This is a genomic window from Desulfotomaculum sp. 1211_IL3151 (assembly GCF_036763075.1).
Lineage (GTDB): Bacteria > Bacillota > Desulfotomaculia > Desulfotomaculales > Desulfotomaculaceae > Desulfotomaculum.
Genome location: NZ_JBAIYV010000043.1, coordinates 1 through 6,608, shown reverse-complemented (window position 1 = coordinate 6,608; position 6,608 = coordinate 1). Strand labels below are relative to the sequence as shown.

The following is a 6,608-nucleotide window of genomic DNA, read 5'->3' as shown; positions in this document are numbered from 1 at the left end:
CCTAAACAAAAACGAAAAATTATTAACAAAGGGAAAGCGCTTCCCTTGTTTTGTTATGCCCAAAACGGGGCTTAAATAGTGAAACTAACCTGCAAAGATGTAATGATTTTCCTGTCATGAATCAAAAGGGGCGTGTCGCCCTACGTTTTCAAATAAACGTTTTGCGACACGCCCTTTTTTGTATAGACAAACTTTTCTCCAGCTGCATATTGCTTCAACTGCTGTTGATCCAATAAAATCAGACCGTGTTTTGTACGCTTGATGACCCTGTCTTCTTCCAACTGTTTTAAAATTCGGACTACACTGACTCTGTGTACGCCCAGATATTTAGCTAATTCACTGTGATTAAACTGACTGAAACAAAGCACTCCATTCTGACTGCAAGCAGTAGTTAATATAATTTCGCACAACCGATTAGCAGCTTTTCCACTCTGTCGAAAATGATATTTGATATCCAGTTCATCATAACTATTCATAGACATTCTTAAAAGTTCATGAAGTAGCTGAGGATTCTGGTTAGCATAATTCATAAAAATTCGTTCAGAAATTTTATAACAGGTGCAATCCGATTTTGCTATAAACGAGGTGGTACTAATTTTACTGTTACTGTATAAAATCAGTACACCCAGAAGAGTTTCCAATTTGCCATTGGAATCACGAATATCATAAATAATTTCTTCACCTTTTTCAGTCAGAAATTTACGATAACATAACCCCTCTGTCAAAAGATAGATGCTGTTCAGTACCTCTCCCGGCCGAATGATATACTGTCCTTTTTTATAATAGCATGGAAACACATCCGAATGTGTTTTCATACATTCTTTAAAATTCATAATTAAATTATTCATGGTCAGATTCCTTATTTAAAAATAAGAAGCGATTCAGATTATGATCATTCCATATTGTAAGATTCTTTTGATAAACCGTCAAGAAATATTGTTAAAAAAAGCACAGGCTATAACATGTGTTATATTTTACCCATAAATGTAATTGATATAATCATTAAAAATATCAAGAAAGGGAGCTAAAAATGAAAAAAGACTTAACTTATCTTCATACTATGATAGGCTTTCTTATTATCATAGCATTCTGGACAATCCCACCGATTACGCCAATTACGCCAATCGGTATGAAAAGTGTCGGTATTTTTTTAGGTATGGTTTATTTATGGTCTACAGTAGACACTTTATGGCCTAGTATTTTGGGACTGACATTAATCGGTATCTCTGGTTATGCAGGGGAAGGTTTTAGTGGTTTTACTAAGGTTATTTCTACTGCTATAGGCCATCCTGTTGTACTACAGACTTTATTTGTAATTGTTTTATTCGGTGCACTGGACCAGTGTGGCAGCAGTAAATATATTGCCCAATGGTTTATTACCAGAAAGATTTTCAAAGGAAGACCATATGTATTTATTCTGATATTCTATGTGGCCTGCTGGGCATTATCCATTATCTCCGCAATTACAGCATTGATTATTTTATGGCCGATCGCATTAAGAATTGTGGAATCATTAAAAATTACAAAACAGGATAAACTCTGGAACTATTTCTTTATGGGAATGTTTTTAACCATTACAGTAGGTCAGATTATATTCCCATTCCTCGGCGCACCATTGAGTATTATCGGAACTTTTGAAACCATGACCCATGGTAAATACATCATAAATTCTGCAGCTTACATGGTTTATATTATTATTATGACTTCTCTGGTCATCTCCATTTACCTGACGGTATTAAAGTTTATCATTCGTCCTGATGTAAGTAAGCTGAAAAATGTAGATCCAGAAATGGTAAGAAAAGAATTAAATTTACCAGATATGAATTTCCAGCAAAAAGCCTATCTGTTCATGGTTCCATGCTATTTAATTATGATGCTGGTTCCAATGTTCCTGCCAAAGGATATTCTATTTGTTGCATTGATGAACAGCTGGGGTGCACTGGGAATTGGGATCTTCTTCATCCTGGTATTCTCTGTACTCCGATTCAACGGAGAACCGATGCTGAACTTTAAAGAAGTCGCTTATAGTCAGTTCAGTTGGGGATTATTCTTCTTAATCGCAGCTGCAATTTATGGAGGTAGTACGTTATCCGATCCCGCTACTGGTGTAACAGGCTTCTTAGTTGAAAAATTAAATCCGCTCCTGGGTGGATGCTCTGAACTGGCATTTGTAGCAATTTTGTTTACCTTCGCTCTGATTATCACAAATTTTGCCAACAATGCTGCAATGGCAATTTTACTGATGCCAATTATCATTACGTTCTCAGAACAGTTAAGCATCAATCCTATTCCAGTGGCAATGGGTGTTACCAGCATGGTGTTCGTTGCAATGCTGACACCATCTGCTTCTCCGCATGCAAGTATGTTATTCGGACGCACTGATATTTACGCATCGAAAGATATTTTAAGAATCGGTTTTCCAATGTGTATTGCCGTATTGATACTATATATCCTTGTCGGTTATCCAATTGCAAAACTTTTATTCATCTGATTCTGATCCATTACAATTTTATAAAAATAAAGCCACAATTTTGTTAGGAGTGAAAAAATGAGTACAATTAAATACCAAAACATGCAGCATATTATCACAATGCAGCATGAAAGTGAACAACGCTTTTTAGAAGAATTTGCACAGGGAAATTATACTCTGGCAAATCCGCTGGTAAAACTGAATCCATATTTTATTGCGCCGCTGACTGCCATGGTGCTGTTTGAAACCCCAATTCCAGTTGAAGTAACCATTATCGTAAAAGGTATCGAAGTACAGGGAAATATTTCACATCGGTTCCCAAGAGGAACCAGACATATTATTCCAGTCTATGGTTTATACGGTGACTGGGAAAATGAAGTAGAACTGGTGCTGTCAACCGGTGAACGAAATACCATTATCATTAAAACTGATAAAGTAGATGAACGGGTACCACATGCGACTTCCTGCAAAACCACATCCAGTTATTTCGGAGATAATCTGGTATTTATGACTGCTTCCATGAAGTCTGTGCCAGTTGGGTATGATTATCGGGGCGATCTACGCTGGTATTCTCCATATAACTTTGCATTTGATTTGAAACGTATTGACAATGGTCATATTCTGGTCGGAACAGAACGACTGGTTGGCATGCCATATTACACCACCGGAATTTATGAAATGAATCTGGGAGGAAAAGTATTTAAAGAATATCGTATTCCTGGCGGATACCATCATGACCATTTCCAGATGAAAGACGGAAATCTGCTGATTCTGACAGAAGACCTGAATTCTTCCACAGTGGAAGACATGTGTGTATTAATTGACAAGCAGACTGGTGAAATTTTAAAATCATGGGATTTTAAAAATATACTGCCCCAGTATCCAGTTGCAGGTTCTGGCACCCAGGATGCGGAAGACTGGTTCCACAACAATGCCGTATGGTATGACGAAGAAACCAACAGTCTGTTATTATCTGGACGCCATCAGGATGCTGTCATCAATATTGATTTTCAAACTGGTAAATTAAACTGGATCCTTGGAGATCCGGAAGGCTGGCCGGAAGAATATCAACAATATTTCTTTAAACCAGTTGGCGATTTGGAAAAATTCGACTGGCAGTACGAACAGCATGCATGTGTGCTTCTGCCAAATCGAAACATCTTCCTTTTTGACAATGGTCACTGGAGATCCAAGAACAAAGAACATTATGTACCAAACAGCAAGAATTTTTCCTGCGGTGTAATCTATCGCATTGATACCGATAAGATGGAAATTGAACAGATCTGGCAGTATGGAAAAGAACGTGGCGCAGAATTCTTCTCTCCATATGTTGGCAATGTCGAATATTACAACGATGGACATTATTTAATCCATTCCGGCGGAATCGGCTATCAGAATGGTAAAACCTGCGAAGGCATGGCGGTCAATCTGGTCAGAGGTCCGGAAAAAGACACCATCAGCTTTAACTCCATTACCTGTGAATTGCTCAATAATGAAGTGGTATATGAATTACAAGTTCCTGCAAACTTTTACAGAGCAGAAAAACTGCCCCTTTACTATGCCAATGAAGTAGCTGAATTTGGAAAAGGCCAGTTGCTGGGAAGCCTGGGCGTAAGCAAAGAATTCCGGGTAAAAGTTCCGGCAGAATCCAAAGGTCTGATCCCAGATCATTATGATGCACGAATTTGGGAAGAAGAAGACAGAATTCAGTTCAGCGCAATTTTTTCAGAAGGGGAAGATGCATTTTTAATTCTGCGCGGCGAAGATGGCTGCGTCCATAAATATCATATTAAAACCACCGGTGCCGACCATGAAGCCATGTGTGTTGGTACTTTTCAGAAAGAAAATCCTCAGGATATTGATAAATTCATCAGCAAAGAAGGTTTAAAAGGAATCTACAAGGTGGAAATATTATGCGAAGGAACGCTTTATACAACTAATGTAACAATCCAGGCATAGTATAAATCCCATACTTCATGAAAGGCATGGGAATAGGGAATGGGTTAGTGCAAACGATATTTATAAGTATTCAATTCCCGCTTGCATAGGTGCTATTGTTCTAAATATTATTATTGCTACGACAATCGGTCAACTTCTCTTCTAAATATGTGCTAGCCCTTCTATTCATTATATCTTTTTCTGGCCTGTGCTTAAAAGTTGTCAGGCCAGACCTTCTTTTGATTTTATTGACCAAATTATTAATCTTAGGAGCGGTGCTTTATGGCTTTAAAACAATTAGATTCCGCCTCATTTGAAGAGATTATTTATGTTAATTGCGAGCCTTGCCTTGTTATTTTCTCAAGAGAAACGTGTCATGTCTGTCAAGGTGTTGTTCCTGTCTTAGAAGAGCTTCAGCCAAAATATGATGGCAAGTTTGGTTTCTATTATGTTGATGTTGAAGAAAACAAGAGCATATTTCGACAATTTTCTCTAAAAGGAGTGCCTCAGATTCTTTTCTTTAAGGATGGAGAGTATCAAGCAAAACTCGCTGGAGAGGTCGAAGAAAAACAAGTCGAGGAAAAGATTGAGAGTGTTCTCGAGGGATAGAGCTCTGTTGTAGATAAAAGTGGAGGAGACAGAAATAATGGAGAGTAGCTATGACTTAATGATAATTGGGGGAGGACCGGCAGGATTGACAGCGGCCATTTATGGTGGAAGAGCTAAGCTTAAAACATTGGTTGTTAATAAAGGAACTGTAGGCGGCTTAGTCAATACAACTCGAGAAATTGTCAATTATCCTGGATATCAAAACATCAGCGGTTCTGATCTGATGAATGATTTTAAAAAACATGCTCAGCATTTCGGGGTTGAGTTTCTTAAGGACGAAGTTGTGAGTGTGGATCTAAAGCGAGAAGTTAAAGAAATAAAAACGAAGAAAGGAAAAGTTCTTGCCGCGAAGGCTGTCATCGTAGCTTGCGGGAGTGAACCGCGGCTTCTAAATATTCCAGGCGAAAAAAGACTTCGAGGTATGGGAGTTGCTTATTGTGCGACCTGTGATGCAGAATTCTTTGAAGGGGAGCATGTCGTTGTTGTCGGCAGCGGCGATCAAGCTATTGAAGAAGGAATGTATATTACAAAGTTTGCACGAAAAGTGACAGTTATTGTTCTTCATGACGAAGGCGTTCTTGATTGCAATAAAGTCAGTGCCGAAAAAGCGTTCCAAAATGAGAAAATGGAATTTATCTGGAACTCGACGATCGAAGAAGTTCTTGGGGAAGAGAATGTAGAAGGAATAAAAATAAAAAATTTAAAAACGGGAGTATCTCATAAGTTAAATTGCCAGGGTGTATTTTTCTTTGTCGGTATGATTCCATCCACCCATTTTCTTGAAGAAAGTGGAGTGGAAATGGAGAAGCGAGGATATATTCCTGTAAATGACCTTATGGAAACGAATCTTGAAGGGGTCTATGCCGTAGGGGATAATCGGGTGAAATATTTAAGACAAGTTGTCTCCGCCGCTGGAGATGGAGCAACAGCTGCAGCTGCAGCTGAGCGGTACGTCGAAGAAGTTGATGCCTTTAATAAGGATGTTCTAAAAAGCGATAAGAAAGTTTTACTTGTATTTTTTAATGCGACAGTTAACGAAAGCTTAGATTTTTGTACGTTATTAGAGGAAGTCAATAAGGAGCTAAACGGTAATTATAGAATTTTCAAAATCGATATGGCAACAAAGAAAAACCTCGCAGGAAAGTATGGAGTCGAAAAGGTGCCTGCAGTTGTGGTATTGGATAAAGGCAACGAAATTAAGCGGCTGGAATGTTCGTTGAATAAACTAAAGGTAAAACCTCAGCTCTAAAAAGCTGTTTGCGTATATAAAAAACATCATTATGAACTAACTGGTTATTCTATTGAAATTGCATTAATTGAGTATGGTATCACGAATGATATAGATAAATATGTTAGTGAAATACTACTGCCATTTGACCGAATATAAAATTTTATTATTGACTAAGAATTTATTCTTGACCCTCTAGCTACTAGGGGGTCTACATTATTAGCAAGTTATATAAAAAGGAGCATTCCTGTAAGGAAATAAAATGACCTTTGAAAAAGAAAAGCACCTCCTGTAATATACTGGGTGTCGAGCTGTCTAGGCGACCGACCCCTAATTTAATCACACAGGAGGTACTTCAAAATG

General features: G+C 38.0%; 5 protein-coding genes. 4 read left to right on the top strand and 1 reads right to left on the bottom strand.

The window, feature by feature from the left end; translation table 11 throughout:
- Nucleotides 1-140: 140 nt before the first annotated feature.
- A complete protein-coding gene (locus tag V6C11_RS12130; RefSeq protein WP_333531434.1) occupies nt 141-848 on the bottom strand; it encodes a Crp/Fnr family transcriptional regulator in 708 nt (235 codons plus the stop codon).
- Between the two features lie 182 nt (nt 849-1,030).
- Between V6C11_RS12130 and V6C11_RS12125 the strand changes: the two genes are divergently transcribed.
- From V6C11_RS12125 to V6C11_RS12110, 4 genes are all read left to right on the top strand, one after another.
- A complete protein-coding gene (locus V6C11_RS12125) occupies nt 1,031-2,491 on the top strand; it encodes an SLC13 family permease (protein ID WP_333531433.1) in 1,461 nt (486 codons plus the stop codon).
- Between the two features lie 57 nt (nt 2,492-2,548).
- Nucleotides 2,549-4,429 carry an aryl-sulfate sulfotransferase gene (locus tag V6C11_RS12120; RefSeq protein WP_333531432.1) on the top strand — a complete coding sequence of 627 codons (1,881 nt, stop codon included), beginning with the start codon at nt 2,549-2,551 and terminating at the stop codon, nt 4,427-4,429.
- A gap of 261 nt (nt 4,430-4,690) precedes the next feature.
- Nucleotides 4,691-5,017 carry a thioredoxin family protein gene (locus V6C11_RS12115; protein WP_333531431.1) on the top strand — a complete coding sequence of 109 codons (327 nt, stop codon included), beginning with the start codon at nt 4,691-4,693 and terminating at the stop codon, nt 5,015-5,017.
- A 37-nt stretch (nt 5,018-5,054) separates the two neighbouring features.
- Complete coding sequence (locus tag V6C11_RS12110) at nt 5,055-6,266, top strand: FAD-dependent oxidoreductase (protein ID WP_333531430.1); 1,212 nt, start codon at nt 5,055-5,057, stop codon at nt 6,264-6,266.
- Nucleotides 6,267-6,608: the final 342 nt, after the last annotated feature.

Bases quoted from the DNA above. Each gene is read 5' to 3' on its own strand.
- V6C11_RS12120 (WP_333531432.1), top strand. From the start codon at position 2,549: ATGAGTACAATTAAATACCAAAACATGCAGCATATTATCACAATGCAG.
- V6C11_RS12110 (WP_333531430.1), top strand. From the start codon at position 5,055: ATGGAGAGTAGCTATGACTTAATGATAATTGGGGGAGGACCGGCAGGA.
- V6C11_RS12115 (WP_333531431.1), top strand. From the start codon at position 4,691: ATGGCTTTAAAACAATTAGATTCCGCCTCATTTGAAGAGATTATTTAT.
- V6C11_RS12130 (WP_333531434.1), bottom strand. From the start codon at position 848: ATGAATAATTTAATTATGAATTTTAAAGAATGTATGAAAACACATTCG.
- V6C11_RS12125 (WP_333531433.1), top strand. From the start codon at position 1,031: ATGAAAAAAGACTTAACTTATCTTCATACTATGATAGGCTTTCTTATT.